21 protein-coding genes and 1 pseudogene are annotated in these 26,503 nt (G+C 67.4%); 12 read left to right on the top strand and 10 right to left on the bottom strand.

Annotated features, from left to right (window positions below; genetic code table 11):
* Positions 1-170: 170 nt before the first annotated feature.
* From NKH51_RS12630 to NKH51_RS12640, 3 genes are all read right to left on the bottom strand, one after another.
* Positions 171-1,493, bottom strand: coding sequence for a WD40/YVTN/BNR-like repeat-containing protein (locus NKH51_RS12630; RefSeq protein WP_254762042.1), 1,323 nt, complete (start codon positions 1,491-1,493; stop codon positions 171-173).
* A 204-nt stretch (positions 1,494-1,697) separates the two neighbouring features.
* Positions 1,698-1,994 (bottom strand): Hsp20/alpha crystallin family protein, encoded by a 297-nt coding sequence (locus NKH51_RS12635; RefSeq protein ID WP_254762043.1) that lies wholly within the window; start codon positions 1,992-1,994, stop codon positions 1,698-1,700.
* Positions 1,995-2,169: 175 nt separating this feature from the next.
* Positions 2,170-3,693: a sulfatase gene (locus NKH51_RS12640; RefSeq protein ID WP_254762044.1), complete on the bottom strand. Its 1,524-nt coding sequence runs from the start codon at positions 3,691-3,693 to the stop codon at positions 2,170-2,172.
* A gap of 289 nt (positions 3,694-3,982) precedes the next feature.
* Between NKH51_RS12640 and NKH51_RS12645 the strand changes: the two genes are divergently transcribed.
* Positions 3,983-4,780, top strand: coding sequence for a prolipoprotein diacylglyceryl transferase (locus NKH51_RS12645; RefSeq protein ID WP_254762045.1), 798 nt, complete (start codon positions 3,983-3,985; stop codon positions 4,778-4,780).
* A 70-nt stretch (positions 4,781-4,850) separates the two neighbouring features.
* On the opposite strand, the gene NKH51_RS12650 is transcribed toward NKH51_RS12645, so the two are convergent.
* Entirely contained in the window at positions 4,851-5,783 is a 933-nt protein-coding gene (locus NKH51_RS12650) for a phosphatase PAP2 family protein (RefSeq protein WP_254762046.1), read from the bottom strand.
* A 232-nt stretch (positions 5,784-6,015) separates the two neighbouring features.
* Between NKH51_RS12650 and NKH51_RS12655 the strand changes: the two genes are divergently transcribed.
* The 3 genes from NKH51_RS12655 to trpB all read left to right on the top strand — a co-directional run bounded on the left by NKH51_RS12655 (position 6,016) and on the right by trpB (position 8,418).
* The gene (locus NKH51_RS12655; protein ID WP_425606704.1) at positions 6,016-6,630 is read left to right on the top strand and encodes a trimeric intracellular cation channel family protein; all 615 of its coding nucleotides are present in this window, start codon (positions 6,016-6,018) and stop codon (positions 6,628-6,630) included.
* A gap of 210 nt (positions 6,631-6,840) precedes the next feature.
* On the top strand, positions 6,841-7,149 hold the full coding sequence (locus tag NKH51_RS12660; RefSeq protein ID WP_254762049.1) for a hypothetical protein: 309 nt from the start codon (positions 6,841-6,843) through the stop codon (positions 7,147-7,149).
* Between the two features lie 117 nt (positions 7,150-7,266).
* Positions 7,267-8,418 (top strand): tryptophan synthase subunit beta, encoded by a 1,152-nt coding sequence (trpB, locus tag NKH51_RS12665; RefSeq protein WP_254762050.1) that lies wholly within the window; start codon positions 7,267-7,269, stop codon positions 8,416-8,418.
* A 41-nt stretch (positions 8,419-8,459) separates the two neighbouring features.
* Here trpB and NKH51_RS12670 read toward each other — a convergent pair whose 3' ends face one another.
* The 3 genes from NKH51_RS12670 to NKH51_RS12680 form a co-directional block, all read right to left on the bottom strand.
* Positions 8,460-8,876 carry an HIT family protein gene (locus NKH51_RS12670; protein ID WP_254762051.1) on the bottom strand — a complete coding sequence of 139 codons (417 nt, stop codon included), beginning with the start codon at positions 8,874-8,876 and terminating at the stop codon, positions 8,460-8,462.
* 65 nt (positions 8,877-8,941) lie between these two features.
* Positions 8,942-10,003 carry a glycosyltransferase family 4 protein gene (locus tag NKH51_RS12675; protein ID WP_254762052.1) on the bottom strand — a complete coding sequence of 354 codons (1,062 nt, stop codon included), beginning with the start codon at positions 10,001-10,003 and terminating at the stop codon, positions 8,942-8,944.
* A gap of 109 nt (positions 10,004-10,112) precedes the next feature.
* A complete protein-coding gene (locus tag NKH51_RS12680) occupies positions 10,113-10,658 on the bottom strand; it encodes a hypothetical protein (protein WP_254762053.1) in 546 nt (181 codons plus the stop codon).
* Positions 10,659-10,862: 204 nt separating this feature from the next.
* On the opposite strand from NKH51_RS12680, the gene NKH51_RS12685 reads away from it, so the two are divergent.
* The 3 genes from NKH51_RS12685 (at position 10,863) to NKH51_RS12695 (ending at position 14,549) form a co-directional block, all read left to right on the top strand.
* Positions 10,863-12,713 (top strand): S9 family peptidase, encoded by a 1,851-nt coding sequence (locus tag NKH51_RS12685; protein ID WP_254762054.1) that lies wholly within the window; start codon positions 10,863-10,865, stop codon positions 12,711-12,713.
* A gap of 76 nt (positions 12,714-12,789) precedes the next feature.
* A complete protein-coding gene (locus NKH51_RS12690; RefSeq protein WP_254762055.1) occupies positions 12,790-13,731 on the top strand; it encodes an ABC transporter ATP-binding protein in 942 nt (313 codons plus the stop codon).
* Positions 13,728-14,549, top strand: coding sequence for an ABC transporter permease subunit (locus tag NKH51_RS12695; protein ID WP_254762056.1), 822 nt, complete (start codon positions 13,728-13,730; stop codon positions 14,547-14,549). The genes NKH51_RS12690 and NKH51_RS12695 overlap by 4 nt, the downstream gene beginning before the upstream one ends.
* Before the next feature lie 14 nt (positions 14,550-14,563).
* On the opposite strand, the gene NKH51_RS12700 is transcribed toward NKH51_RS12695, so the two are convergent.
* A complete protein-coding gene (locus tag NKH51_RS12700; RefSeq protein WP_254762057.1) occupies positions 14,564-15,625 on the bottom strand; it encodes an NAD(P)-dependent glycerol-1-phosphate dehydrogenase in 1,062 nt (353 codons plus the stop codon).
* Positions 15,626-15,744: 119 nt separating this feature from the next.
* Here NKH51_RS12700 and NKH51_RS12705 point away from each other — a divergent pair, with 119 nt between their 5' ends.
* Positions 15,745-16,824, top strand: a complete 1,080-nt coding sequence (locus NKH51_RS12705) for a M48 family metalloprotease (RefSeq protein WP_254762058.1) — start codon at positions 15,745-15,747, stop codon at positions 16,822-16,824.
* Here NKH51_RS12705 and NKH51_RS12710 read toward each other — a convergent pair whose 3' ends face one another.
* On the bottom strand, positions 16,825-17,814 hold the full coding sequence (locus tag NKH51_RS12710) for an NAD-dependent epimerase/dehydratase family protein (protein ID WP_254762059.1): 990 nt from the start codon (positions 17,812-17,814) through the stop codon (positions 16,825-16,827).
* 150 nt (positions 17,815-17,964) lie between these two features.
* Between NKH51_RS12710 and NKH51_RS12715 the strand changes: the two genes are divergently transcribed.
* From NKH51_RS12715 to NKH51_RS12730, 4 genes and pseudogenes are all read left to right on the top strand, one after another.
* Complete coding sequence (locus NKH51_RS12715; protein WP_254762060.1) at positions 17,965-18,969, top strand: RAD55 family ATPase; 1,005 nt, start codon at positions 17,965-17,967, stop codon at positions 18,967-18,969.
* Between the two features lie 245 nt (positions 18,970-19,214).
* Positions 19,215-20,594 carry a hypothetical protein gene (locus NKH51_RS12720; RefSeq protein WP_254762061.1) on the top strand — a complete coding sequence of 460 codons (1,380 nt, stop codon included), beginning with the start codon at positions 19,215-19,217 and terminating at the stop codon, positions 20,592-20,594.
* A gap of 75 nt (positions 20,595-20,669) precedes the next feature.
* Positions 20,670-21,060 (top strand): annotated as a pseudogene (locus tag NKH51_RS12725) (GIY-YIG nuclease family protein).
* A gap of 45 nt (positions 21,061-21,105) precedes the next feature.
* The gene (locus tag NKH51_RS12730) at positions 21,106-21,714 is read left to right on the top strand and encodes a peroxidase-related enzyme (protein ID WP_254762062.1); all 609 of its coding nucleotides are present in this window, start codon (positions 21,106-21,108) and stop codon (positions 21,712-21,714) included.
* 51 nt (positions 21,715-21,765) lie between these two features.
* On the opposite strand, the gene gltB is transcribed toward NKH51_RS12730, so the two are convergent.
* Positions 21,766-26,325 carry a glutamate synthase large subunit gene (gene gltB, locus NKH51_RS12735; protein ID WP_254762063.1) on the bottom strand — a complete coding sequence of 1,520 codons (4,560 nt, stop codon included), beginning with the start codon at positions 26,323-26,325 and terminating at the stop codon, positions 21,766-21,768.
* Positions 26,326-26,503: the final 178 nt, after the last annotated feature.

Here is a 26,503-nt window from a genome sequence, read left to right on the forward strand (position 1 = left end):
TTGGCCCTGAATACGCCGATTTCGACAGGTTCGCGGACTGTTCCGCGAATCCGACTATCAGCCGATCGTATCTTCGGTGGCGGACGAGAGGGGAAGAAATCGACCGGTAGGGGAGGAATGGTTTCGCAGCTGAGAAGGAGCGGCCGTGGGCCGATCGTGCCGGGATCGCGTCAGCGCCGCTCGAGGACCGTCCCATCCACGCCGACTGCCACCGCCTGCTCACCGTCCGAATCGACCGAGACGGCCAACAGCGACGCCGGCGCGTCCGCGTCCGCTCGCTCCCAATCCGCTGTGTCGGTTCGCTCGTAGATTCCCCCGTCGGCGCTGCAGGCGACCGTCTCTCCATCGCGGCGGGCCAGCCCCGGCAGCGCGCCGTCGGCGACCCGCTCCGGCGTCCACGTTCCGCCGCCGTAGCGGTGGACGACACCGTCGTCCGCGCTCACCAGACAGTCCTCGCGGCCGCGCGTCGCGACGGCCTCGAGCGTCCCCTCTGCATCGACCGGCCCGATCTCCTCGAACGAGCGGCCGCCGTCGGTCGTCTCGAAGACGCCGTCGTTCGTATCACAGCAGTAGCCGACCGCGGCGTCCGCGAGGGCGACCGCGTTCAGGCTCGAGCCGCCGCCGGGCGCGACCGGCTCGCTCCAGGAGAGGTCGCCGTCGCGATAGCGGCCGCGACAGACCGCGCCGGAGCCGGTGATCAGGAGGATCGTCTCGTCGCCGCCGGTCCCGCCGACGGCGATGCCCAGCCAGTTGTCGGTGATCCCCGTGGGCGCCGTAAAGTCCGTGTGCCGGCCGCTGTCGGCCTCGAGCCGGGCCACCGCGCCGCCGTCGCCCGCGATCCAGACCGCGTCGCCGTCTGCGGTCGCGTCGACGCCGCGGAGGTCGGCCCCCGAAGCGGCCGGCCCGTCCTCGAGGACGACCGACCACTCTCGCGCGTCGCCGTCCGCAGCGGTTCCCTCATCGGTGAGGGTCACGCCGCCGTCACCGACCGCGTAGACCGCGCCGCCGTCGGTGACGGTAACGTCTCGAAGCGTCGTCTCGGTCGGCGCGTCGGCGACGCGCCATACGAGGGACCGGTCGGCCGGGGAGACGGTAGCTGCGCTGTCAGCCGGCGTTTCGGCAGCCGCGCTGTCGGCCGTCGTTTCGGCCCCTGCCCCGTCGTCCGTTACCGCGGTCAACCCACGGTCGGCCGTCGACACGTGGGGTTTGCGCGCTCCCGGTGTCGTGTCCGTCCCGCGGTCGTTCGGAGTCGCGCGATCGACGCTGTTCCCCGGATCGACGCCGTCGATATCGGCCAGCGGCCGCCGGAGGTACAGTACGAGCGGCGGCAGCACGTACGCGGCGATCGCGAGGACGGCGAACCAACGGTTGACGAACGTCAGCGTCCCGAACGCGGTCAGTCCGGCCGTCGCGACCCCGTGGACCCACGTCTTCGCGTAGCGACGGAAGAAGGGGACGAACCCGTCGGCGGAGCGCGCGTCGTGGGTAGCCATCGGTCGAGCGAGGTACTGCGTTGGCGCACCTACCCGACTGGCGAGCAAAAGCGTGTTGCCGGCATCCGACCGCCGAAACCGGTCCGAACCTCGAGTGACGGCTCGAGCAGTTCGTCGATCGAACCGAGGTCCCCACCGGTCGGCAATCCGCTCAGACAGTCGGAGCGAGCAACTGCCGACATCGGTGGCTGAGCGGAGGTCGCGCTATCGGCGGCGAGGGACGGTCTCGAGCGAGAGGGTAAGAACACCGTTGTTGTAAACTCCCTCGCGGTCGGCACCGAAGGCGAGGCCGCGGGGAAGCGGCGTGACGGTCCGCTCGGCAACGTCGTCGCCGCGAGCGACTGTGATCCGGAGGCGTCTCGGGCCGGCCTCGACCGTCAGATCGTCGACGGTCGCAGGGGCAACGTCGACGGTGATGCGCAGTCGGTCGGCCGGGCCGTCGTAGACGACCTGCGTCGGATACGGAAACGACGTCGTTTCGGGAGGCGAAGTGGAGGACACGGAGGGTAATCTCGACCGCGATCGGAAACGCATCCGGCTGGACAGCTGTACGATTGATATAGACACCCACAGTCTGCCCGATTTCGGTCGGTCAGGAGATCACGGAGCGCCACCGGTGTGCTCACACGCGCTGGCGAGACGACGCCCGAGACAGACATCGGCTCCCCCGGTCGCCTCAGAGATAGCCGAGATCCGCCAGCCGCTCTTTGGTCCCCTCGCGCATCGATACCTCGCCCGTCTCGTCTGCCGCCGAGAACGGCTCGAAGCGCTCCTCGAGCCGCCGTCGGAGCGTCCGCACCGTTTCGGGCCGGTCGTCGCTGATGTCGTCGCGTTCGAACGGGTCGGTCGAGACGCGATGGAGGCGCTCGAAGCCGTCGTCGCCGCGGACGTACTTGTACTCGTCCGTCCGGACCGCTCGCAGCCGCCGGTCGAACGCGCGGACGCGGTCCGGGATCTCGCCGAAACGGGCCTCGAGGCGCTCGATCGAGGGCTGCGGGGCAACGTACTCGGCGAAGACGGCGTCGCGGGGTTCGGCGTCGGAATCGGGGTGAAACGACCGGCTCGACCACTGCTCGCGAAGTTCGGGGTCGTCGATGCCGACGCTCTCGAGCAACGTGGCGGGGAGATCGAGCAACTGGACGAGGTCGTCGCGCCGGCCGCCGCCGGTGAAGGGGCCGCCGTGACAGACCAGCGGGACGTGGAGGAGCGTGTCGTAGAGGTTGTACTGGTGGCCGAAGAAGCCGTGTTCGCCGACGTGTTCGCCGTGGTCGCCACAGACGACGAACAGGGTGTCTTCCCACTCGCCGGCCGCCTCGAGGGCGGTCCGGAGTCGACCGACCTGCTGGTCGACGTACGCGAGTTCGGCCCGATAGAGCCCGCGGAGCATGGCGAACTCGCGGTCGGAGATGTCGTAGTCCTCGCAGTCGTAGGCGCGCGGATCTTGCCTGATCGATGCCGCGTCCTCGTAGTCGGCACCATCTGGAAGGAACCGCTCGGCGTACTCCCGCGGGGGATCGTACTGGACGTGGGGTTCGATGAAGTTACAGAACAGAAAAAACGGGCTATCGTCGTCGCGGTCGGCGAGCCAGTCGGCGACCCAGTCCGTCGATCGATCGGCCCCGTCGTCGCCGGCCGGCTGGAAGAACTCGCTGTAGAGGATGTTGGCCGCGTTGACGACGGGATTGCCGTCGAAAAGCCGGTTTCGGGTTGCCTCGAGCTTCTCGCGGAGGTCCTCGCCGCGGACGACTGCACCCATATCGGCGTCGGACTGGATGTACTGCCAGCCCTTGCGGAGGTCGTCGAACCCGCGGTCGAAGCCGAACTCCTCGGTGATCCAAGTGTTGTTCGAGACGCCGATCGTCCGAAAGCCGGCGTCGTCGAACGCCTCGGGGAGCGTCCGGAGGTCGTCGTCGAGGTAGGTGTGGCCGCCGTGAGTGCCGTGTTCGGAGGGAAAGGTACCGGTGAAAAACGACGCGTGGGAGGGGAGCGTCCAGGGGGCGGTCGCGAACGCGTTCTCGAGTGCGGTCCCTTCGTCGGCGAGACGCGTCAGGGTCGGCGTCGGATCCGCGTCGACGGTCCGCGGAGTCGCAGAAACGATGTCTCCGCCAACACTTTTCGCCCGAGCCGTATCGAGAACGACGAGAACGACGTTCCGCACAGTACGATGTGACTCGTCGTCACGTCCGTTGGAATCCGACATGATACGGTACTTCCACGCCACGCGGGGAAGGTCACAGGCCCGGAGTATGCAGGGCCATAATTGGATATGGCGGCCGTTCCCCGGTGAGCGCGTCCGTTCGCGAGGGGGGCGCTGGTCGGCGGCCCCTGTGACCGACGCGAGCGCGAACGGCGGTGTTCAGTTGCCGGTCGAATCTTCATCTGACCGGACCGCGTACATCCCGTGAGTGACGCCTGCGTCCGCCACGATCGGTCCCGTGTCGAGCCGTTCGATGGTGGCACCGCCAGCGCTGTCGCTCGGAGGCTTTCCGATGACCGAGTACCACGATCACGACGCAGCGACGAACGAGTCGATAGACGAATTTCTCGAGCGCGAGCAACGCGAGGAGCCGGCGGCACCGATCGAGAGCGCGACCGCGGCGGCAGCCGACGCACACGAGCGCGGAACGCTCCCGCTGGTCGGCGGCGGGCTCTTGCTCGCGGCCGCGATCCGGTCACTGGCCGCGAACCGGCCGCGGGCGATCCCCCTGGGTATCGCCGGTTCCGGCCTGATCGGGTACGGGCTCCGGAAGCGGCGTTCGAGCCGCGAGGAGGAAGCGAGCGGCCCGCCAACTGTTGCGGACGGCATCGAGGACAAGGAGACCTCGGACGAGGCCAGCGCCGCCGCCGAGCGCGTCGACGCCGGCCGCGTCTCCGAGATCGAGCCCGACGGCGAGATCGCCGCGGAGCCCGCGATCGACGAGGCCGAACCCGGTGACTCGGAGATCGAGTTCACCGACGAACACGACCGCAGCGAACCGCGCTCGAGCCCGACCCTCGAGAGCGAGACGGACGAGGACCCGCGACGCGAAACGGAGGCCGACGAGATCGAGATCGACGTCTCCGATCCGGCGATGGCCGAAGAGGAGAGCGAGGCGACGGGACCGGACCCCGAACAGGCCCAGCCGACCCGGACCGAGGACACCGAACCGGAGGAAAGCCCCGCCGAGGACGCCTCGCACATGAAGGTGGATCCGCCGGACGGGGACGAAGACGCGGCGTCGACGGACGATGAGGAGACCACCGCCGGAGACGACGAGAGCGGCGACGTGGACGAGCACGACAGCTGAAGCGGCGCGGTTCGAGTGACGGTCGAGAACGGCGAGGCGGTCTAGTGTGAACTCGAGCCGGTGAGGCGAACTACTGCGATCTCGAGGGTGATCCGCCCGTCGTCCGATAGAGATGTTCGCGACGGTAGAGAACGGGTGCCGTGACGAACGCGGCGCCGAGCAGGCCGAGCGCGCCGCTCCCGCCTGCCAGCGAGAAGGGGCCGGAGAGCGTGACGGCGGCCAGCGACGCGAGCAGAAGCGCCGCGACGACGGTTCTGACGGTCAGAACCCGATCCGAGCGGATCGGGCCGCGGCCCTCGCCCACCTGCCGCGCGACGACGGCGAGTTGCCAGCCGGCGAACGCGCCGAGTGACGTGCCGAACAGGAGGACGGCGTCGGGCGTCAACTCGGAGACGACGAGGGCGGCGACGGCGAGGGCGACTGCGAGACCGAACGCGAGCGTGCCGCGGTGGCCCCGCGAGCGGTCGAGAAGCGCGGACGCGAGGGCCAGAAACACCAGTCCAGCGGTGACGCCGGCGACCACATCGGCCAGATAGTGGACGCCGAGCGCGACGCGGGAGAAACAAACGAGCGTTACCGTCACCGCGGCCCCGGCGTACCGACGCCTGGGCGTGCTGACCGACCAGTACTGGGCCAGGCTCAGATAGACGACCGTCGACATCAGCGCGTGGCCGCTCGGAAACCCGTAACCGGTCGCCGTCGCCGTCGCCTCGTACAGCGGCCGGGCGACCGTCGGCAGCGTGCCGATCTCTACGAGCACGCGTTCCGGCCGCGGGAGCGCGAAGAAGGCTTTCAGGCCCGTGATGAGCGAGAGGCCGGAGAGAGTGAGCCCGAGAACGGCGGCGGCCTCGTCGCGATCCGACGTGTCCGTCCAGTAGACGGCACTGACGAGCAAGCCGAGAAACCAGACGTCGCCGAGCTGGGTGACGACGCCGAACAGGATCACGCTCCACTCGGGCGCGACCTCTCGGAAGGCGTCGAACCAGCCGATCCCGCGAGACATAGTTCACGGTAGGGACGACGAGATACATAAGCGATTCCGCTGACGGTACAGGGGACAGCGTCTCGCCTCGAGCGGGAGCCTCGGGAGCCGGTACCGCCTTGGGCGCGTCAGGTACCTCTCGAGTCGACGCCGATTCAGCGCCGATTCGCAGCGCTCAAGACGCTCCCTTCCGTGGCCGACGGTAGTGGTTCGAGACATCGTCGGCGTGTTGCTCGGGGACCCGTTCGCCGTGATGAACACGATCGGGCTGGTCGCGTTCGCGCTGGTCGGCGCGACGAAGGCGATCCGCGAGGAGTTCGATCTGTTCGGCGTCGCCGTCGTCGGGCTGACGACGGCCTTCGCCGGTGGAGCTACCCGAGACGTCCTCGTCGGGCGTATGCCCCTGGCGCTCCGGTCGACGGGCGAAGTGACCCTCGGCGTGCTCGGCGTCTGCCTAGCGGTCGGGCTGAACGTCGCGCTGGCTCGCCCGGACGAGCACCCGATCGCACAGCTCTCCGACGCCGTCGGACTCGCCGCGTTCACTACCGCAGGGGCGATCGTCGCGACTGCCGCCGGGACCTCGGGCTTCGGCGTCGTCGCCATCGCCACGATCAACGCGGTCGGGGGCGGCGCGTTCGCGGACATCCTCCTGAACCGGTCGCCGTTCGTCCTGCTCGAGGACTTCTATGCCAGCTGTGCGGTTCTGGGCGGAGCCACCTATTGGCTCGCGACGACCGTCGGCGTGACGGGGAGTTCCGCCGCGGCGGCGTGCGCCCTCGTGACGATCGGAACGCGACTGGCCGCGGTCACGTACGGCTGGCGGCTGCCGACGGCGCAACTGCGCGGACCGGCGCACGACGGGACCTAAGGTCGCTCGAGCGGGAGTCGAACGGCCGCCACGAACGTTTATTATAGCTGTCAAACAGGTCGGACTATGGGCATCCGAAGCGCCATCGTCGGCGAACCGCGACCGCGATGGACCGTCGCGGTACTCGCGGTCGGGATCTCGCTTTCGGCGACCGTACTCTTTCTAATGGAGTACGACTGAGTCCTCGGCGCATCGGTGTTGCTTCCAGCGGTGTCGATCGCGTTCTACGCGGGGTGGACGCGCGCCGGCGCGCTCGCCGGGCTGGGGGCCGTCTTTCTCACCGTGCTCTGGCGGTTCGTCGTTCCGCCGTTCGTGGGTTACCTCCGGTGGTCGGCAGACACGCGATACACGCCGCCCCGAATCCTCGGCTACAAGCGTTCTCCGGGCGGCGAACTGCTCGAGGGGATCACCCACGGCCCCGTCTACGCCCTCCTGATCGCGGTCGTCCTCGGTGGCCTCGCCTACCTCGGGGGAGCGACGATTCGACGGGTCGCTCGCCAGCGGAGAGCGAAGCGCTAACGCGTGTCCCACGTTCCGTCGGTCCCACAACGGAACGGCGAACCGAACGGGCGGCGCGCTGACCGACGCCGACGCCACAAGAACATATTTGGCAGTGAGCGCGCAATCCACCGGCGTATGTCCAACGGAGAGTTCGAAGGGTACGGTGGGCGACACGTTCCGGAACCGCTTCGGGAACCGCTCGAGCAACTGGCGGCCGCGTACGACGAGGTCGCGAACACCGAGGAGTTCCAGTCGGAGTTACGCGGTCTGCTCGAGGAGTTCGCGGGCCGGCCGAGTCCGCTGTACTACGCGCGCAATCTGAGTGAGCGCTACGGCGCGGAGATCTACCTCAAACGCGAGGACCTGCTCCACGGCGGCGCACACAAGATCAACAACTGTCTCGGGCAGGCCCTGCTGGCGAAGCAGGCCGGCCGCGACCGGCTCATCGCCGAGACCGGAGCGGGCCAACACGGTACGGCGACCGCGATGGTCGGTGCCTTACTCGGCCTCGACACGGAGATCTACATGGGGAAAAAAGACGTCGAGCGCCAGGAGATGAACGTCTTCCGCATGCGGCTGATGGGCGCGGAGGTCAACGAGGTCACCCGCGGCGACGAGGGCCTGGCCGACGCCGTCGACGCGGCGCTCGAGGACTTCGCCCAGAACGTCGAGCACACCCACTACCTGGTGGGCAGCGTCGTCGGCCCCGACCCGTTCCCGCGGATGGTCAGGGACTTCCAGAGCGTCATCGGCCGCGAAGCCCGCGAACAAATCCAGGAGCGGACGGGCGATCTGCCCGACGCCGCGGTCGCCTGCGTCGGCGGCGGCTCGAACGCGATCGGGCTCTTCCACGCCTTCCGCGACGACGATGTCGACTTCTTCGGCGCCGAGGGCGGCGGCGAGGGCTCGGACTCGAGTCGCCACGCCGCCCCGCTCGCGAAGGGGACCGACGACGTGATCCACGGGATGAAAACGCGAGTCATCGACGAGGACGTGGAGGTACACTCCGTCTCCGCGGGCCTGGACTACCCCGGCGTCGGCCCCGAACACGCCATGTACCGGGCCGTCGGTCGCTGCGAGTACACCGGCGTCACCGACGACGAGGCGCTCGCGGCCTTCCGCGAACTCAGCGAGACGGAGGGGATCATTCCGGCGCTCGAGTCCAGCCACGCGATCGCCCGCGCGATCGAACTCGCGGAGGCGGGCGAGCACGATACCATCCTCGTGAACCTCTCGGGCCGGGGCGACAAGGACATGGAGACTGCCGCCGCGAAGTTCGACCTCTGAGCGGGGCCTCCGGCATCGAGCGCGGGTCGGCGCGTCCCGGTCTAGCCCTCGAGGTGCGCCCGGACGCGCTCTGCCACCGCCGCGGCTTCACCGTCGGCGAGGTCCGTCCGCGCTAGCGACAGCGACACGTCGTCGTCCGCGAACCGGGGCACGACGTGAAGGTGGGCGTGCTCGATACGCCCGACCAGCGGCCCGCTAGTGTGAAACGCGCTGAAGCCGTCGGGCTCAAGCGCCGCCTCGAGTCCGCTCGCGACGGTTCGAGCGGTCTCGAAGACGGCGGCCGAGGTCGCCTCGTCGATCGTCAGGAGGTCTTCCTCGTGGGCGCGTGGAACGACGAGCGCGTGGCCCGTCACAGCCGGGTTGGCGTCTAGAAACGCGAGCGTTCGCTCGTCTTCGTACAGAACGTGCGCCGGCCGATCGCCAGCGATGATGTCACAGAACTCACAGTCGTCGTGCATAGGCAGACGTTCGTCCGAACCGACAAATAGGTGCGTCCGAACGGCGCTCGCGACGCGCCGCGGACTTACAGCAGTCCCCGTTCTTCCTGGACCGTCCGGTAAACGTCCAAATAGCGATCGGCCACCGCCGAGCGGTCGTAGTCGGCGAACCGATCGTCGTACTCGCGGTGTTCTAAGTCGCCCGCCGCGAGGATGGCCTCGGCCAGTTCGTCCTCGCTGGTGGTCCGGAATCCGCGGTCCCACCCTTCGACGAGTTCGTGGGCACTCGAGTTGACGTGATACTCGGCGATACCGACGCAGCCAGCGGCCAGCGCCCACAGCATCTCCGTCGGGAAGACGCAGTGCTCAGCGGTCTGCGCGAAGACGTGCGCGCCGCGGTAGGCCGCGATCCGCTCCTCGAGTGGGAGGCTCCCGGCGAAGGTCACCCGGCCGTCGATCCGGAGGTCCCGCGCCAGTCGCTCATAGGTCTCTCGCTCGGGGCCGTCGCCGACGACTGTCGCCGACCAGTCGCGATCGCGGAGTTCGGCCAGCGCGAGCAGCAGGCTCTCGAGGTTCGCGCCTTCGTCGAGTCGCCGGGCGTAGATCACGTCGACCTCCTCACCAGGTTCGACATCCCGAAGCCGCTCGCAGTCGATCGGATTCGGAACGGTCTCGACGATGTCGCCGTCGGCACCGAGTTCGCGGACCCAGGTGCCAACCAGTTCCGAGGGCGTGACGATTCGGTCCGGCCGGCCCGTCGCGAGCCGTGCCCACCGCGTGTCGTCGACGCCGCCGTCGCCGTACCACTCGGCGACCAGCGGCGCGCGGGCCAGCGTCGCACCCACGCGAGCGGGCAGCACCTGCCCCGGCGGCCGCGCGTTGACGTGGATCACGTCCGGGTTCGCGGCCGCGAGGACGAACGGCAACCGCAGCGAGAACGCACTCTTGGCTTCCGGGCCGCTCGAGACCGCGTGGTACGTGATTCCGTCCTGCTCGAACGTCGACTCCTCGCCGGCCCAAAAGCCGGCACAGTAACAGTGCACGTCGTGTCCGCGCTCGACGAGCAACTCGAGGACGGTCCGAAACCGCTGGTTCGTCTCGGTGTCGCGGTGGTGTGCCGTTTCGAACGAGACGAACGCGACCTGCATCTGCTCGTGGAATGCGAGCGAATGGGTAAAAACCCTACCTGTTTCCGCCGGAGCCCCGGCCTGCCATCACCGACGGACGGCGTTCGCGGCCGCCCTTCTCGCGTTGGCGTTACCCGCCGCCGTCGGTGTCGGTATCGCCGTCCGACGTGTCCGTTCCGTCGTCGTCGGTCGTCCGCGCTTCGGCGTCGGCGCCGTCGCTCGTCGCCATCTCTCCGTCGGTTGTCTCCCCCTCGTCGCTTTCGCCGTCGGTCGTTTCGTTCCCATCGGAGAGCGTCTCGTTTCCGCCGTCGCTCTCGTTGACCGTCGTTTCGTTCCCACCCTCGCTCTCGTTGACCGTCGTTTCGTTCCCACCCTCGGTTCCGTTGGCGACGTGGTCGGTCCCGCCGTTACTTTCGTTGCCGGCGCGCTCGCTCTCGTTCCCACCGCTCTCGTTTCCGCTGTCGTCGTCAGGCGCAGCGCCACCGGCCCGCTCGCCCCCGTGGTCGCTCTCGCCCGCGAACGAGTCCGTCTCGCCGTCGGTTCCGAGCGGCCCGCTCGAGTCGGCCTCGAACGCGCCCGGGCCGACGGCGGCGACGGTCAGCCCGAACACCGCGAGCAAGAGCACGGTCGTCACGAGAACGTTGCCGGACGGCGACGAGTCGGTCGTGCGTTCCATCGACCGAACGGGCCACCGCCGTCGGCTTTGTTACGCACGGCCATCCCGACCGCCCCTCGAGACCCGGCGATTTCGGGCGCGTCGTTCGCGCGCTCGAGACAGTCGCGGAACCTGGTAAGTGGTGGCTACCCGCCGCTGTCGGCCTCGGTCGGGTCCTCTGGGGCGACCGAAACGCCTACCCCCTCGAGCCCGTACGGCTGAGCCATGAGCAGCTACGACATCGAGCGCTATCTCAACGTCCGCAGCGCCTACGGCGCGTCGTTCGGGCCCGACGGCGACCGCCTTTCGTTCCTGATGGACACGACCGGCACCTCGCAGGTCTGGACCCTCGAGTCGGCGCGGGGCTGGCCCGAACAGCGGACCTTCTACGAGGAACGGGTGACCTTTGCCTCGTGGTCGCCCGAGCGTCCGGAGCTGATCTTCGGCATGGACGAGGGCGGCAACGAGCGCGCCCAGCTGTTCCGGCTCGACGCCGAGACCGGCGTGATCGAAAACCTGACCGCGATGCCCGACGCGAAACACCGCTGGGGCGGCTGGAGCGACGACGGCGAGCGCTTTGCCTTCACGTCGAACCGTCGCGACGAGTCCGTCTTCGACGTGTACGTGCAGGACCGGGACGAACGGGGAGACGACGCCGAACTCGTCTACGAGGGCGACGGCTGGCTCTCGCTGTCCGGCTGGAGCCCCGACGACTCCCGACTACTGGTTTCGCAGGCCTACTCCAACTTCGATCAGGACCTGTACGTACTCGATCTCGAGGCCGACGAACCCGACCTCGAGCACCTCACGCCCCACGATGGCGACGTGCGATATCAGAGCGCGAGCTGGGCGCCGGACGGCGAGGGGATCTACCTCGTCACCGACGAGGGCGACGCCGACACCCTCTATCTGGCGTATTTAGACCGCTCGAGCGGAAATCTGGAGACCGTCATCGACGGCGATGGGTGGAACGTCGACGGCATCGCGCTGGACGACGACACCGGCCGGTTCGTCTGCTCGCGGAACGTCGAGGGCTACACCGAGTTGACCGTCGGCGAGTTCGACGCCGACGAGCCGACGGCCTACGAGACGTTCCCCGAGCCCGACCTGCCGGGCGGGATCTCCGGCGGCGTGAGCTTCGATCCCGACGCCGAGCGGTTCGCCATCTCGACCAGCGGCGACACGGTCAACACGAACGTCTTCGTCGTCGACGCGGAGACGGGCGACGCCGAGCGCTGGACCAGCGCGCCGACAGCCGGCATTCCCCCGGAGACGTTCGACGGCTCCGACCTCGTGAGCGTCGAGAGCTTCGACGGACTCGAGGTGCCCGGCTTCCTTACCCTCCCCGACGAGGACGAGGCCGGCGATAGCGGAGCCGACGCGGACGACGGTGACGGCGTCCCGGTCATCGTCGACATCCACGGCGGCCCCGAGAGCCAGCGCCGCCCCTCCTTCTCGAGCGTCAAGCAGTACTTCCTCGATCGAGGGTACGCCTACTTCGAGCCGAACGTCCGGGGTTCGTCGGGGTACGGTGCCGACTACGCGGCCCTCGACGACGTGGAACAGCGGATGGACTCGGTCGCGGACATCGACGCCTGCGTCGAGTGGCTGCGAGACCATCCCGCGATCGACCCCGACCGGATCGCTGCCAAGGGCGGCTCCTACGGCGGCTTCATGGTGCTCGCCGCGCTGACGGAGTACCCCGACCTCTGGGCCGCCGGCGTCGACGTCGTCGGCATCGCCAACTTCGTCACCTTCCTCGAGAACACCGGCGACTGGCGGCGCGAACTCCGCGAGGCCGAGTACGGGAGCCTTGCCGACGACCGGGCGTTCTTAGAGGAGATTTCGCCGATCAACAACGTCGAGCACATCGAGGCCCCGCTGTTCGTCCTCCACGGCGAGAACGATCCCCGCGTCCCGGTCGGCGAGGCCGAACAGATCGCCGAGAAAGCGGCCGGGCAGGGCGTGCCAGTTCGAAAACTGATCTTCGAGGACGAGGGCCACGGCTTCTCGAAGCTCGAGAACCGCATCGAAGCGTACTCCGCGATCGCCGATTTCCTCGACGAACACGTCTGAACGGGCGCGTTCCCCGTCGTTCCGTTCGAAATATAGTTACAAAAGTTATACATGACTGGGCCGGAGACGGTCGAACATGTCCGCCATCCAAACGTCCTCCCTCACCAAGCGATACGGTGAGACCGTCCTCGCCGTCGACGACCTCGACCTCACCGTCGAGGACGGCGAAGTGTTCGGCTTTCTCGGTCCCAACGGGGCGGGGAAGTCGACCACGATCAACATGTTGCTCGATTTCGTCCGCCCGACGGACGGCACCGCCACGGTCCTCGGTCTCGACGCGCAGGCCGACACCGACGAAATCCGCCATCGGATCGGCGTCCTCCCCGAAGGCGCCAGCGTCTACGACCGGCTTACCGCGCGCGAACACCTCGAGTGGGTCATCGGTACGAAAGGGGCCGACGACGATCCCGACGCCATCTTAGAGCGGGTCGGCCTCGCCGGCGACGGTGACCGCCCCGCCGGCGGCTACTCGAAGGGGATGGCCCAGCGGTTGGGCTTCGGCATGGCCTTGATCGGCGATCCGGATCTGCTCATCCTCGACGAACCCTCCTCTGGACTCGACCCCGCGGGGATGCAAGAGATGCGTGAGATCATCCGCGAGGAAGCGGCGAACGGGACGACCGTCTTCTTCTCGAGTCACATCTTAGGCGAGGTCGAAGCGGTCTGTGACCGTATCGGCATCATGAACGAGGGCCGCCTCGTCGCAACTGGCACGCTCGACGACCTGCAGGGCAACCTCGACCTCGGCGCGCCGATCACACTCGAGGTCGAGAGCGTCCCCGACTCGCTCGGGTTGGAGCGTCTCGACGGCGTCCGCTCGGTCACTGTCGAGGGAGCGGAGATCACTGCCACCTGCGCCGACCCCTCGGTCAAGGTCGATGTGGTTCGCCACGTGGCCGACTCGACTGCCGTCCGCGATATCGTCTCGGAAGACGTCTCGCTCGAGCAGCTGTTCAACACCTATACGAACGGCGGGCGGGCAGACGAGGAGGCTGAACCGACGGAGGTGTCGGCATGAGCACGCTCGCCGTTGCGAAGAAAGACTTCCTCGACGTTCGCCGGACGAAGATCGTCTGGTTCGTCGGTGCGCTGTACGTCGCCTTCATGGCGATGTTGGTGTATTTCGGACAGAACGGGCGTCCGGATCCGACTATTCTGAACGCACTCTGGAACCTGACGGCCGTCGGTGCGATGTTCATTCCCCTGATCGCGCTCGTGACCGCCTACCTCGCGGTCGCCGGCGAACGCGAGTCCGGCGGTATCAAGTACATGCTGTCGATCCCGAACAGCCGTCGAGACGTCGTGCTCGGGAAGTTCGTGACTCGAACGGCGATCGTCAGCGCGTCGATCCTCGTCGCGTTCCTGATCGGCGGCGCGCTCACGCTGGCGTGGTATCCCTCGCCCGAAATGGATACCTTCGCCGTCATGACGGCGCTGACGGTCCTGTACGCGCTGACCTACGTGGCCGTCGCGATCGGCATCTCCGCCGCGACCGCCTCTCGGTCGCGGGCGATGGGCGGCTCCATCGCCTTCTTCTTCGTCACGAGCGTGTTGAACGTGTTCGGACCGCTCCAACTCGCCATCGACTACGTACTCAACGATCTTGCGGGACTCGACGTCTCTATGTATCAGATCACGTTCGTCCAGACGCTCGTCAGTCCGACGTCGGCGTACGTCAACTCCACCGGGCTGGCGTTCCCCGAGGGCTTCAGGGGCATTCCGGGGGACCTGCCGTGGTTCCTGCAAGGCGAGGTGATGGTCGTCGTCATGCTCGGCTGGCTCGTGGTCCCGCTCGCGCTGGGAATCTGGCAGTTCGAACGGGCCGACCTCGGCTGACGACCCCTCGAGAATCAGTCGATAACGCCCGTTTTTCGCGCCACGTCTCGAGCGGCCCGCTCGTTCATGCCGTCGCCGAGAATCGTGTAGCGATCCCGGATCTCGTGGCAGGTCGTTAACGCCTCGATGACGGTCTCGTCGTCGATGCCGAGCTCGTCGGCAGTCGTCGGCGCATCGATGCTCGCCAGTGCGTTACGGATGTCCCGCCAGATGCCGTCCTCGCCCTGATGGAGGTAGGCGGTCATGATCGAGCCGACGCCGACCTGATGGCCGTGGAGGGCCACGCCGGGCGCCAGCCGGTCTAACTGGTGCGAGAACAGGTGTTCGGCCCCGCTCGCGGGCCGCGAGGAGCCGGCGATGCTCATCGCGACGCCCGAGGACATCAGCGCCTTGGTGACGACCCAGGCCGACTCCTCGAGCCCCGGCCGGATGAGATCCGCGTTGCCCACGAGGATTTCGGCGGTCATCTCGGAGAGCGCGGCGGCGTACTCCGAGTACTCGACGTCTTTGAGCCGCTTGGCGAGCCGCCAGTCCATGACGGCGGTGTAGTTCGAGATGATGTCGGCACAGCCGGCGGTCGTCAGCTCCCACGGTGCCTCGGCGAGGACGCCCGTATCGGCGACGACCGCCAGCGGCGGTTCGGCGGCCACGCTGTGGCGCGAATCCCCGTCCGGGACCGATCCCCGATTGCTGACGATGCCGTCGTGGCTGGCCGCCGTGGGAACCGAGAGGAATCCCATCTCGAGGTGGTAGCTGGCCAATTTCGCGATGTCGATGGCTTTCCCGCCGCCGATGCCGACGAGGTAGGCGGCGTCTTCGGTCTCGGCGATCTCGATGACGCGCTCGACGGCGTCGAACGTCGCCTTCTCGACCGTTACCATCGCGGGCTCGATCCCGGCGGCCTCGAAGTCGGCCGCGATCGGATCCGCGGCCACCTCGCGGGGCGTTGGGCTCGTGACGAACAGCGGCCGCCCCTGCAGGTGGAGGTCGTCGACCACGTCGAGGACCTCGCTGCGGACGCCGTGGCCGACGACGACGTTCCGCGGGAGGCGGATCCACGTCGACTTCTCGAACATACCAGCCCTGACACACCCCCGGGACATGTGTTTTTCCTCGTCGGCGCGCCGGTCTCGAGCGATCGACGAATCCGACTCAATCGGCGATCTTATAATATTTCCAACCGCACGAGACAGATATGATAGCGGCGACCGTGCTGTGGTTCGGACTGCTCGGTATGGGCTACGTCGGCGGCCGGCTGTACGGGCGATATACGCTCCGACGCGCGGGTGACGGCGACGGCCGCTCGCGCGGCACGTATCGCCTCCTCACCGTCGTCGGCCTCGTGGCCGTCGCCGTTCTCACGTTCACCGGACTCACCGACGCGACCGAGCGCGCGCTCTCGTCCGTCCACCCGGCGCTCGAAGGAGGGCTCGCCACGCCGCTCGTCTGGTTGCCGACGGCGCTCGGCACGATCGTCGCCGTTCTCGTCGCGTACCTCGGCGTCTTTCCGTACGCCCGGAAACGCCGCGGTCTCGAGATCTCCGCCAGGACGGCGGTCGCCCGGCTCGCCAGGTACCTCACCGCGGTGGCGATCCTCGTGGTCGGTGCGCTCGCCATGTTCACGGCGCTCGTCACCGCGTCGGATCCCAGCCCGCTGCTGATCCCGCTCCTGTTCGTCGTCCTCACCGGCGGGGTGTACGCCTGGATACAGTACGGCGTCCGACTCTCGCAATCGGTCACCGAGCCGACGAGGGAACAGCGCCGGCGACTCGAGGACGCGGCCGAGCGGACTGGGCTGACAGCGACGATCGGCGGCGTGATTCCGGGCCGCGAGACTGAGGTCGCCGACCTCTACCTCGACGGTCCGTTCTGGAACCGGCGGGTGTACGCTACCGATTACGCACTCGACGCGCTCGACGACGAGGAGGTGACGGCACTGTGTGCCCGCTCGAACGCCGCTGACGGGCTCTGGTTGCTCGAGCGCCGAGCGCTCGTCGCTGGCGTCGTCTTCGGACTCTTGCTTAGCCTGACCGTCTGGACATCGATAACGGTCGCGGTCGCCGGCCTGGCGGTCGCCGGACCGCTGCTCGCTCGATTCCTCCAGCGGTCCGAGTTCGCCGCCGATCGGCGCGCGACTCGAGCCGTCGACGCAGATACACTCGCGAGCGCCCTCGAGGCCGGCTCCGACCTGTCCGACGACCGGGGCCGGCTTCACGAGTTGCTCGCGGCTCGGCCGTCGCGAGCGCGTCGGCTCGAGCGACTCCGAAACCCCTGATCAGAGCGTGTCCAGAATATCCAAGACGCGCTCTTCGGCCTCGCGGTCCGGCTCCGCCTCGACGCCGCCGCGGTCGTTCTCTCTGTGATCCGCGACCGTCCGATCCATCGCTTCGGCCAGTGGCGTCGACTCCCAGCCCAGCGCGGCGAGTTTCGCCGTTGAGAGGACGTGGGGGTAGGTCCGGTACAGTGGGTAGTCCTCGAGCGCGAGGTCGCCGGCCGCGAGTTCTCGCGGGCCGGCGTGGACGATCTCGACGGTCGTCTCGAGCGAGTCGGCGATCAGGTCGACCAGCTCCTCGAGCGTGACGAGCCGGCGGTCGCCGACGTTGTAGGCCTCGCTGGCCGCGCCACGCTCGGCGACGATCCGCAGCGCGCTGGCGACATCCTCCACGTAGACGCGGTGGCGGAGGTTCGTCCCGTCGCCGGGGACCACGACGCGGTCGAAGCGGTTGACGCGGTCGATCCACCAGTCCAGTCGTTCGGTGTAGTCGTGCGGGCCGTAGACGATCGGCGGGCGGACGGTCATCGCGCGGACGCCCTCTGCGGCCGCCGCGACGACCGCGCGGTCGCCCTCGGCCTTTCGATTGCCGTAGGTCTCGAAGCTGTCGTCGGTCGCCTGCTCGGGCGTACAGGACTCGAGGGGCGTCTCTCCTTCCCGTTTGGGGATTTCCTCACGGCCGTAGGCCGCGCCGCTCGAGACGTAGACGTAGGCCTCGCAGTCCGCGAAGATGCGGGTCGCGGCGCGGACGTCCTTCGGATAGTAGGCGACGCAGTCGAAGACGGCGTCGGGATCGACGGTCATCGCGGCCGATTCGATCGCCGTGTCGTTCGTCCGGTCACCCTCGACGTGGTCGACGCGATCATCGTCCGCGAAGGGATTCTCGCGGTTGCCGCGAGTGAAGAGGGTCACGTCGTAGTCGTGTGCGAGCAACTCGTCGACGAGATGCCGGCCGATGAAGCGCGTGCCGCCGATAACGAGTGCGTTGTCCATGCGTGGTCGTCGCCGCTCGCGGAGAAAACTGTGGCGGACGCGAGAATCGACCGGCGGCGGACCTGCCGCGCCGACGCCATTCGGGACAGGTAAGCCCGGTGACGGTCAGGGGAGGGTTCTATTTACACGTTCGTCGAAGCGCGTCTCAGCATGACGGAACAACTCAACGCAGACTACACAACCGAGTATCCCCTCGAGTGCGACCACTGCCACTATCCGATCCCCGACGAACCGGAGGAGAACGGCGAGGGAAGATACTGTTCGACCGCCTGTCTGGAGGCCGCCGAAGACGGCTCGACGATGGCCGAACCCAGTGCCTACAAGCGGGTCGTAACGGGCGTCGAACCGCTCGACTCGCTCATCCCGAACGGCGTCCCGGCGGATTCGCTGTTGTTGCTCTCGGGCGACGAAGGGACCCGCCGCACCGAACTCGGCGTCGAGCTCGCCTGGCGCGCCCTCGAGCGCGGCGAGCCAGCGGTCGTCGTCTCCTTTGCCGATCCGCCGACGACGGCGCTCGAGCGCTTCTACCAGAACGGCTGGAACGTCTTGCCGGCGCTGGAAAACGACCGGCTACGGATCGTCGACTGTTTTACCCACCGGCTCGACGACCGCGACGAGTTCATCGACCAACGCAACGAGTGGGCCGAGTTCGTCGGCGAGGCCGCCGAAGACGCGATCGTCGAGGTTCGCGACCCCAGCGACCGGCGCGAGGTGACACACGGCATTCAGAGGGCGCTCGAGGACCTCGAGATGACCGAGACCGGGCTGGTCACGATCGATTCGTTGGACGAACTCGAGAGCCTGCTACAACGGGAGGGAGTCCACGATTTCCTCAGGGGCCTTCGGGCGAGGGTCTGTAAGGCGCGATTCGTTCCGATCGTCGCCAGCGCGGCGGCGACGGGTGAGGACGATTTCTCCGCCGCCGAGTACGTCTTCGACGGGATTATCGATCTGCGGCTGACGGATCGGCTCGCCCCGGATGCGCGGCTCAAACAGCTCGCCGTTCGCAAGTTAGTCGGTGCGCAGTTCCTCCCGCAGTGGGTGACCTACGAGTACGAACCCGCTCGCGGCCTGTTCGCGTTCGGGCCGAACACGGACGCACAACAGCATTACGAGTTCGGAAACGGGACGATGCAGTCGAATCAGCATCGGTAACGAAAGCCGGTGGTGGTGCCGGGTCTGCTCGACCCCCATCAACGGCGTCCGCCATTCCGTCGCACCGATCGAACGGTGTAGTCCCGCAACCACCGCTCGAGTATGCACGCGCACTCACGCTCGGGTTTTATTCCCTTGTCGGGGATAGCAGTCGCCGCAGTACCACGACCGCCAGCGGCGAGCGCATCGATCGGGGCGAGTTATCGATCGACAACTGACCGGCCGCGACCTATACAATCATCTCTATGAACGACCGATACGACAGCGATCGACGGCGAACGGACGAACGGCACACCGACCGCTCGAGCGGCACCGAACACCAAGGCTGGGATCGGAACGACCGAAATCGAGAGGGCAGCGACCGCGGCTGGCTCCGCGGGATGTTCAGCCGCGGCGACAGCGGGGACGCCGGTCCGCAGAGCCCCGAACGGCAGGGCCGAGATCGAACGGGAGGACAGCAGGGAAGATACACCGGCGACATCGGCTGGGGACGCACCACCGATTCGACCGACCGGAATCAACAGCGCGACCAGTTCGGCCAGGGCCGAGAAGAGTACTCGCAGCGCGGACGATCCGATCGCAGCAGCGAGCACCAGCAGGGCCAGCAGTTCAGCCAGCAAGGCGAGCACACGCAACAGCAAGGTACGCAGCAACACCAGCAGAGCGGCCAGCAGCAACGTCAGCAGGGCACAGGGCAACAACACGGTGGTCAACAGCAACACAGCGGCCGCCAGCGACACCAGCCGGGCGAACCCGGACAGCGCTTCAGCCAGCACGGCGGGCACTCCCAGCAACAGGACGCGCACCGCCACCAGCAGCATCAGCAGGGGAGCCAGCAACGCCGGCAGGGCGGCCAGCAACACAGCGGCTTCGAAACGAACGCCAGAGAGCAGAGCAACCTCGAGTACGGTGGCGAGGCTCGACGCGGGGGACACTACGGCGGCCAAGGCAGCCACCGGGAACAATTCGGCTGGCAAGAGCAGTTCAACCAGCAGGGTCAACAGGGGAACCAGCAGTATCAACAGGGCCACCAGCGAGACCGGCAGCGCCAGCAGACCGGTCAGCGAGGGACACAGCAAAGCGAGTCCCAGCGCAGCACCCAGCAGCGCTGGCAGGAGAACCGAGACAACCAGCCCGACGCGATGCGCCGGAACCCCGCCGAGCAGTATCAGGGCGACAGCGAGCGTGGACAGCAGACCTGGCATCAGAGCGGCAGCGAGCAACACGGCAGCCAGTACCAGCAAGGGCAGTCCGAATCCGGTCGCCACCAGCGAAGCGAGGGCACCCAGTCCAGCACGCAGCGCGACCGGAGCGATCAGTACGGCCAGCAGACGGACCGCGAGTACGGCGACAGCCAACAGTTCGACCGCGAGCGAAGCGAGGCCGACCGCTCCGGCGGCCGCATGAATCGAGAGCAGTCGAACAGCGGTCCCCAGCAGGGCCAGCAATCCGAGCAGAACGACTGGTCGGACTCCCGCGAATCGAACCGCGATAACCGCTCGAGCCGGGAGAACGACCCGAACCAGCAGTCGGACGACGAAGAGATGGACAACCGCCGGCACGTCCACGAGCGAGATCCGACCAACGACGAGGACCGTGCTCGCGACGAGGACTGGTCCAGCTAACGCCGCCGGTCGCTCCCGTCTTGCACCGCGGTCGAGATCACGCTCGTTTTTGTCTCGCGCGCTCGAGAAACGGCCATGAGCGGGACCTACGTCCCTCTCGTCGACGTGGCGCGGCCCACCACTATCGAGGTGGGCGCGCTGAGCGAGCGCGAGTTCGCCGCCGGCGAGCGCGAGACGCCCATTGTCGGAGCAAGCTCCGACAAGCTCTCACTCGCTTCGCTCGCGAGAACGCCACTGGCACATCGATTACCTGCTCGGCGATCCGCCGGTGAGCCTCGAGGCCGCAATCACCTTCCCGGACGCCGACCGCGAGTGCGAACTCGCCGGACTGCTGCCAGGCGAACCGGTCTCCGACTTCGGCGCGTCGGACTGCGACTGCGAGGCCCACCTGCTCGAGGCACCCAGCGGCGAGGCCGTCCGCGAAGCTGCGGCCGGCGCTGGCGGGGTCCTCCGGCGAACGGAGTGACAGGCAGCCCCTCGAGTTATGCCGATCGGTTGTGAATCGGTACCTATGGGCGATACCAACTCCGACAGCGAAGACGCCGCGCCACAGCTCCGCGACGACGCCATGGGACAGTTTCCGGTGCCGGCGTTCGACGACCTCCCCGAGGACCTGCGAGATCGAATCGCAGAGGAGACCGAGCAGGCGGGCTTCACGCCGAACGTGTTCTCCGCGTTCGCGTACAAACCCTCCCACTTCCGGGCCTTTTTCGACTACCACGACGCGCTCGTCGAAGACACCGCCCTAGAGCGCGAGGAGATCGAGATGATCGTCGTCGCCGTCTCCGGCGTCAACCACTGCTACTACTGCAACGTCGCCCACGGCGCGCTCGTCCGAATCTACGCGAAAGATCCGACGCTGGCCGACCAACTGATCGCCAACTACCGGACCGCGGATATCAACGAGACCCACCGGACGATGCTCGACGTGGCCGTCAAGCTCACCGAGCGGCCGGACGCGATCGAACCCGCCGATCTCGAGAAACTGCGCGAGGCGGGCTTCAGCGAGGAAGCGATCTGGGATATCGGTGCCGTCACCGCCTACTACAACATGAGCAACCGGATGGCGGCGTTCGCCGAAATGCGGCCCAACGACGAGTTCCACACGCTCGGGCGGTAGCGGTCCGAACAACGAGAAAAGAGCTCGACGGTGACGACCGCGGCGTCGCGATCAGTCGTCGCTCGCTGCGAAACTGGCCGACTCCGCCTCGAGGTCGGCCTCGGGCGCGCCGGGCAGTTCGTTGCGCACGTCGTCGCTGCCCTGCTCGGTGATCGCCTCGTAGTAGGCCTCGGGCATGACCTTCACGAAGGACTCGAGGGCACGTTCCCAGTTCTCGAGCAGCGATCGGCCGCGCTCGGAGCCGGTGTAGGCGACGTGGTTCTCGACGAGGCGACGAAGCATCCGCTCGTCTTTCTCCTCTAAGTCGTCGTGTAGCGAGACCATACCGGTGTTGGCCTTGGCCTTGAACTCCTCGTCCGGGTCGTAGACGTAGGCAACACCGCCGGACATCCCGGCGGCGAAGTTCTTGCCCGTCTCGCCCAGCACGGCGACGACGCCGCCGGTCATGTACTCACAGCCGTGGTCGCCGACGCCTTCGACGACGGCCTTGGCACCGGAGTTGCGCACCGCGAAGCGCTCGCCGGCGACGCCGTTGACGTAGAGCTGGCCGTCGGTCGCACCGTAGAGCGCGACGTTGCCGATCGCGACGTTCTCGGTCGGATCGTAGGAAGCGGTCTCGGGCGTCCGAACCGTCAGTTTGCCGCCCGAGAGCCCCTTGCCGACGTAGTCGTTGGCGCTGCCGTCGAGGTGCATCGAGACGCCGCTTGCCAGGAACGCACCGAAGCTCTGGCCGGCGGTCCCCTCGAGGTCCACGGTGAGCGTGTCCTCGGGGAGGCCGGGCTCGCCGTAGCGGCTCGTGATCTGATTCGAGAGCATCGCGCCGACGGTGCGGTCGACGTTCGTGACCTCGGTCTCGAGGGAGACGGGCTCTTGGTTCTCGATCGCGTCGGCCGCGGCCTCGATGAGGTCCCGGTCGAGCTGGTCCTCGAGTTCGTGGTCCTGTTCGCGGATCTTCCGGCGGACCTCGCTGCCGGGGTCGGCCAGCACTTCCGAGAGGTCGACGTTGCGGGCCTTCGGATGGTCGACGTCGTCGCGCTGCTCGAGCACGTCGACCTGGCCGATCATCTCGTCGATGGTGCGGAAGCCGAGTTCGGCCATGATCTCGCGCAGTTCCTGAGCGATGAACGTCATGTAGTTGATGACGTGTTCGGGCTCGCCGGGGAAGCGCTTGCGCAGGTCCTCGCGCTGGGTGGCGACGCCGACCGGGCAGGTGTTCTTGTGACACTGCCGGGCCATCACGCAGCCGCCGGTGACCAGCGACGCGGTGCCGAAGATGTACTCCTCGGCGCCGAGCAAGGCGGCGACGGCCACGTCGCGGCCGGTCTTCATGCCGCCGTCGGTCGAGACGCGGATGCGGTCGCGCAGGCCGGTCGCACAGAGCATCTGGTTGGCCTCGGCGAGGCCGAGCTCCCAAGGGAGGCCGGCGCTCTTGATCGAGGTGCGCGGCGAAGCGCCCGTGCCGCCGGAGTGACCCGAGATGTGGACCACGTCGGCGTTGGCCTTCGCGACGCCGGCGGCGACCGTGCCGATGCCGGCTTCGGAGACGAGCTTGACGTTGATGTCGGCCGCCTCGTTCGCGGCTTTGAGATCGAAGATCAGCTGTTTGAGGTCCTCGATCGAGTAGATGTCGTGCAGCGGCGGCGGCGAGATGAGGCCGACGCCGGGCGTGGACTTCCGGACGTGGGCGATCATCTCGTTGACCTTGGAGCCGGGGAGGTGGCCGCCTTCGCCGGGCTTGGAACCCTGGGCCATCTTGATCTGGAGCTCGTCGGCGTTCGAGAGGTACGTCGAGGTGACGCCGAAGCGGCCACTGGCGACCTGCTTGACGTTACACTCGCGTTCGGTGTTGAACCGCTCCGGCGGCTCGCCGCCTTCGCCGGAGTTGGACTTGCCGCCCAGCCGGTTCATCGCGATCGAGTTGTTCTCGTGGGCCTCCGGCGAGAGCGAGCCGAGGCTCATCGCCGCCGTCGAGAACCGCTGGACGACGTCCTTGATCGGCTCGACGTCCTCGAGCGGCACCGGATCGCGGTCCGACTCGAACTCGAGCAGTCCCCGAAGCGTCTGGAGGTTCTGCTGTTGGTCGTTGATCAGTTCGGCGAAGTCCTGATAGCGCTCGTAGTCGTTCGAGCGGACGGCCTGCTGGAGCGCGCCAACGGTCTTGGGGTTCCACTGGTGGTAGATCCCGTCCGAGCGGTGCTCGTACTCGCCGTGGCGGTCGAGGTCGGGTTCTTCCTCGCCGCTGCCGAAGCCGGTCTCGTGGCGCTCGCGGACGTCTTCTTCGATCTCTGCGAGGCCGATCCCCTCGGTGCGGTTCTCGGTGCCCTCGAAGTACTCTTCGACGAGGTCCGACTCGAGGCCGACCGCCTCGAAGATCTGGGCTCCCTGGTAGCTCTCGACCGTCGAGATCCCCATCTTGGCCATGATCTTCAGGAGGCCATCCTCGACCGCGCCGACGTAGGCGTCGATCGCGACCTCGGTGTCCGCGCCGTCGGGGCCGGCAGTGATGTCCTCGATCGTCTGGTAGGCCAGGTACGGGTTGACAGCGCCCGCGCCGTAGCCGACCAGCGTCGCGAAGTGATGAACCGTACGCGGGTCGGCGGACTCGACGACGAGCCCGACGTGGTTGCGCAGCCCGTTTCGCACGAGGTGGTGGTGGACGGCACCCGTCGCCAGCAGGCTCGGGATCGCGACCCGGTCCTCGTCGACGCTGCGGTCCGAGAGAACGATCACGTCGTGGTCGCCGTCTTCGATCGCTTCGACGACATCCTCGCGGACGCGTTCGATCGCCGCCTCGAGGTCGGAGCCGAGTTCGTCGCTTTCGGGTTCGTAGGTGATGTCGATCGTCGCCGCGGTGATATCGTTGGCCGAGCAGTCGCGGATCGACTCGAGTTCGGCGTCGGTCAGGATCGGCGAGTCGAGCACGAGCTGGCGGGCGTGCTCGGCCGACTCGTCGAGCAGGTTACGCTGGAAGCCGAGCCGCGACTCCATCGAGGTGACGAGTTCCTCGCGGATATAGTCAAGCGGCGGGTTGGTGACCTGCGCGAACAGCTGCTTGAAGTAGGAGAACAGCGGCCGGTTGAACTCGGTCAGCACCGACAGCGGCGTGTCGTCGCCCATCGAGCCGACGGGGTCTTTCCCCTTCTGGGTCATCGGCTCGATCATGTTCTCGAGTTCGTCGTGCGTGTAGCCGAAGGCGGCCTGATAGTCGCGCAGACCGTCGACGGCTTCCTGTGGCGCACGGTCGTTCGTGGTTCGGATATCGTCTAAGTGAACCTGCTCCTGAGCGACCCACTCGCCGTAGCGGTCGTCGGTGAGGTCCTCGAAGACCTCCTCGTCGGGAATGACGCGCCCCTCGTTGGGGTCGGCGAGGAACAGCTGGCCGGGCTGGAGGCGTCCCCGTTCCTCGATCTTTTCGGGCTCGGTCTCGAGCGCGCCGGCCTCGCTGGCCATGATCAGCTGGTTGTCGGTCGTCACGTCGTACCGGCAGGGTCGGAGCCCGTTGCGGTCGAGGACGGCACCGACGCGTTCGCCGTCGGTCGCCGCCACGAGCGCGGGACCGTCCCACGGCTCGACGAGCGAAGCGTGGAAATCGTACCAGTCTTTCCGATCGGGATCCATCGCGTCGTCGCCGCGCCAGGCCTCGGGGACGAGCATTCGAAGCGCGTGCTCTAGGTCCCGGCCGTCCTGCATCAGCAGTTCGAGCGCGTTGTCGACGCTCGCGGTGTCGGACTGGTCGGGGTCGTCGATGATCGGCTTGACCGCCTCGAGGTCCTCTAAAACCTTGCTCTCGATGTCGGTCTCGCGGGCGCGCATCCAGTTGATGTTGCCCTGAATGGTGTTGAACTCGCCGTTGTGGATGATGTTCCGGTAGGGGTGAGCGAGGTGCCAGGCGCCGAGCGTGTTCGTCGAGAACCGCTCGTGGACCATGGCGAACGTCGACTCCATCCGCTCGTCGGTGAGATCGGGGTAGTAAGAGGGGACCTGCACGCCTTTCAGCAGGCCCTTGTAGACGACCGTTTTCGAGTCGAGCGAGACGACGTAGAAGCGATCGGCGCCGTCGGGATCCGTGTCTTCGACGGCGTTCTCGAGAGCGCGTCGGGCGACGTAGAGTCTGCGGTCGAAGTCGTCGCCGGAGATGTCGTCTTCGGGCGCGACGACGACCTGCCAGACGTCGGGTTCGGAGTCGACGGCCGTCTTCCCGAGGTCCTCGTTGTTCGTCGGTACGTCGCGCCACTCGAGCACGTCGAGATCGTAGGTGTCGAAAGTCTCCTCGACGAGCGAAATGAGTTCGTCACGAGCGGCGCTGTCCTGCGGGAAGAAGATCGAGCCGACGGCGTAGGTGTCCGGCAGCTCAGCGTCGAGAACGTCCTGGAAGAACGAATCGGGCGTCTGGAGCATGATGCCGGCCCCGTCGCCGGTGTCCTTTTCGGCCCCGGTGGTCCCGCGGTGCTCGAGGTTGACGAGTAGTTCGAGTCCGTCGGCGACGATGTCGTGGCCCCCATCCCCATCGAGGTCCATCACGACGCCGACGCCGCAGTTCGACCGCGCGTCCTCGGGGTCGGCGAGCCCCGTGGAACGCTCGGTGGATGACGCTATATGTGGCTGTGGCATACACACCCGTAGCGGAAACGACTATAAGAGGCTAACCCATTATGACTAAGCGTATTATAAACACATATAGTCTAATATAAGGTATAATGTAAAGCCTTAGTCGCCGTAACCGCATCGCCACTGCTCAACTCGACAGTCGGCTCGAGGATGCGCATCGGCCGATCCCCTGTTCGACCGA

Origin of the sequence: Natrinema marinum (assembly GCF_024296685.1) — an archaeon.
GTDB classification, from domain to species: Archaea; Halobacteriota; Halobacteria; order Halobacteriales; family Natrialbaceae; genus Natrinema; species Natrinema marinum.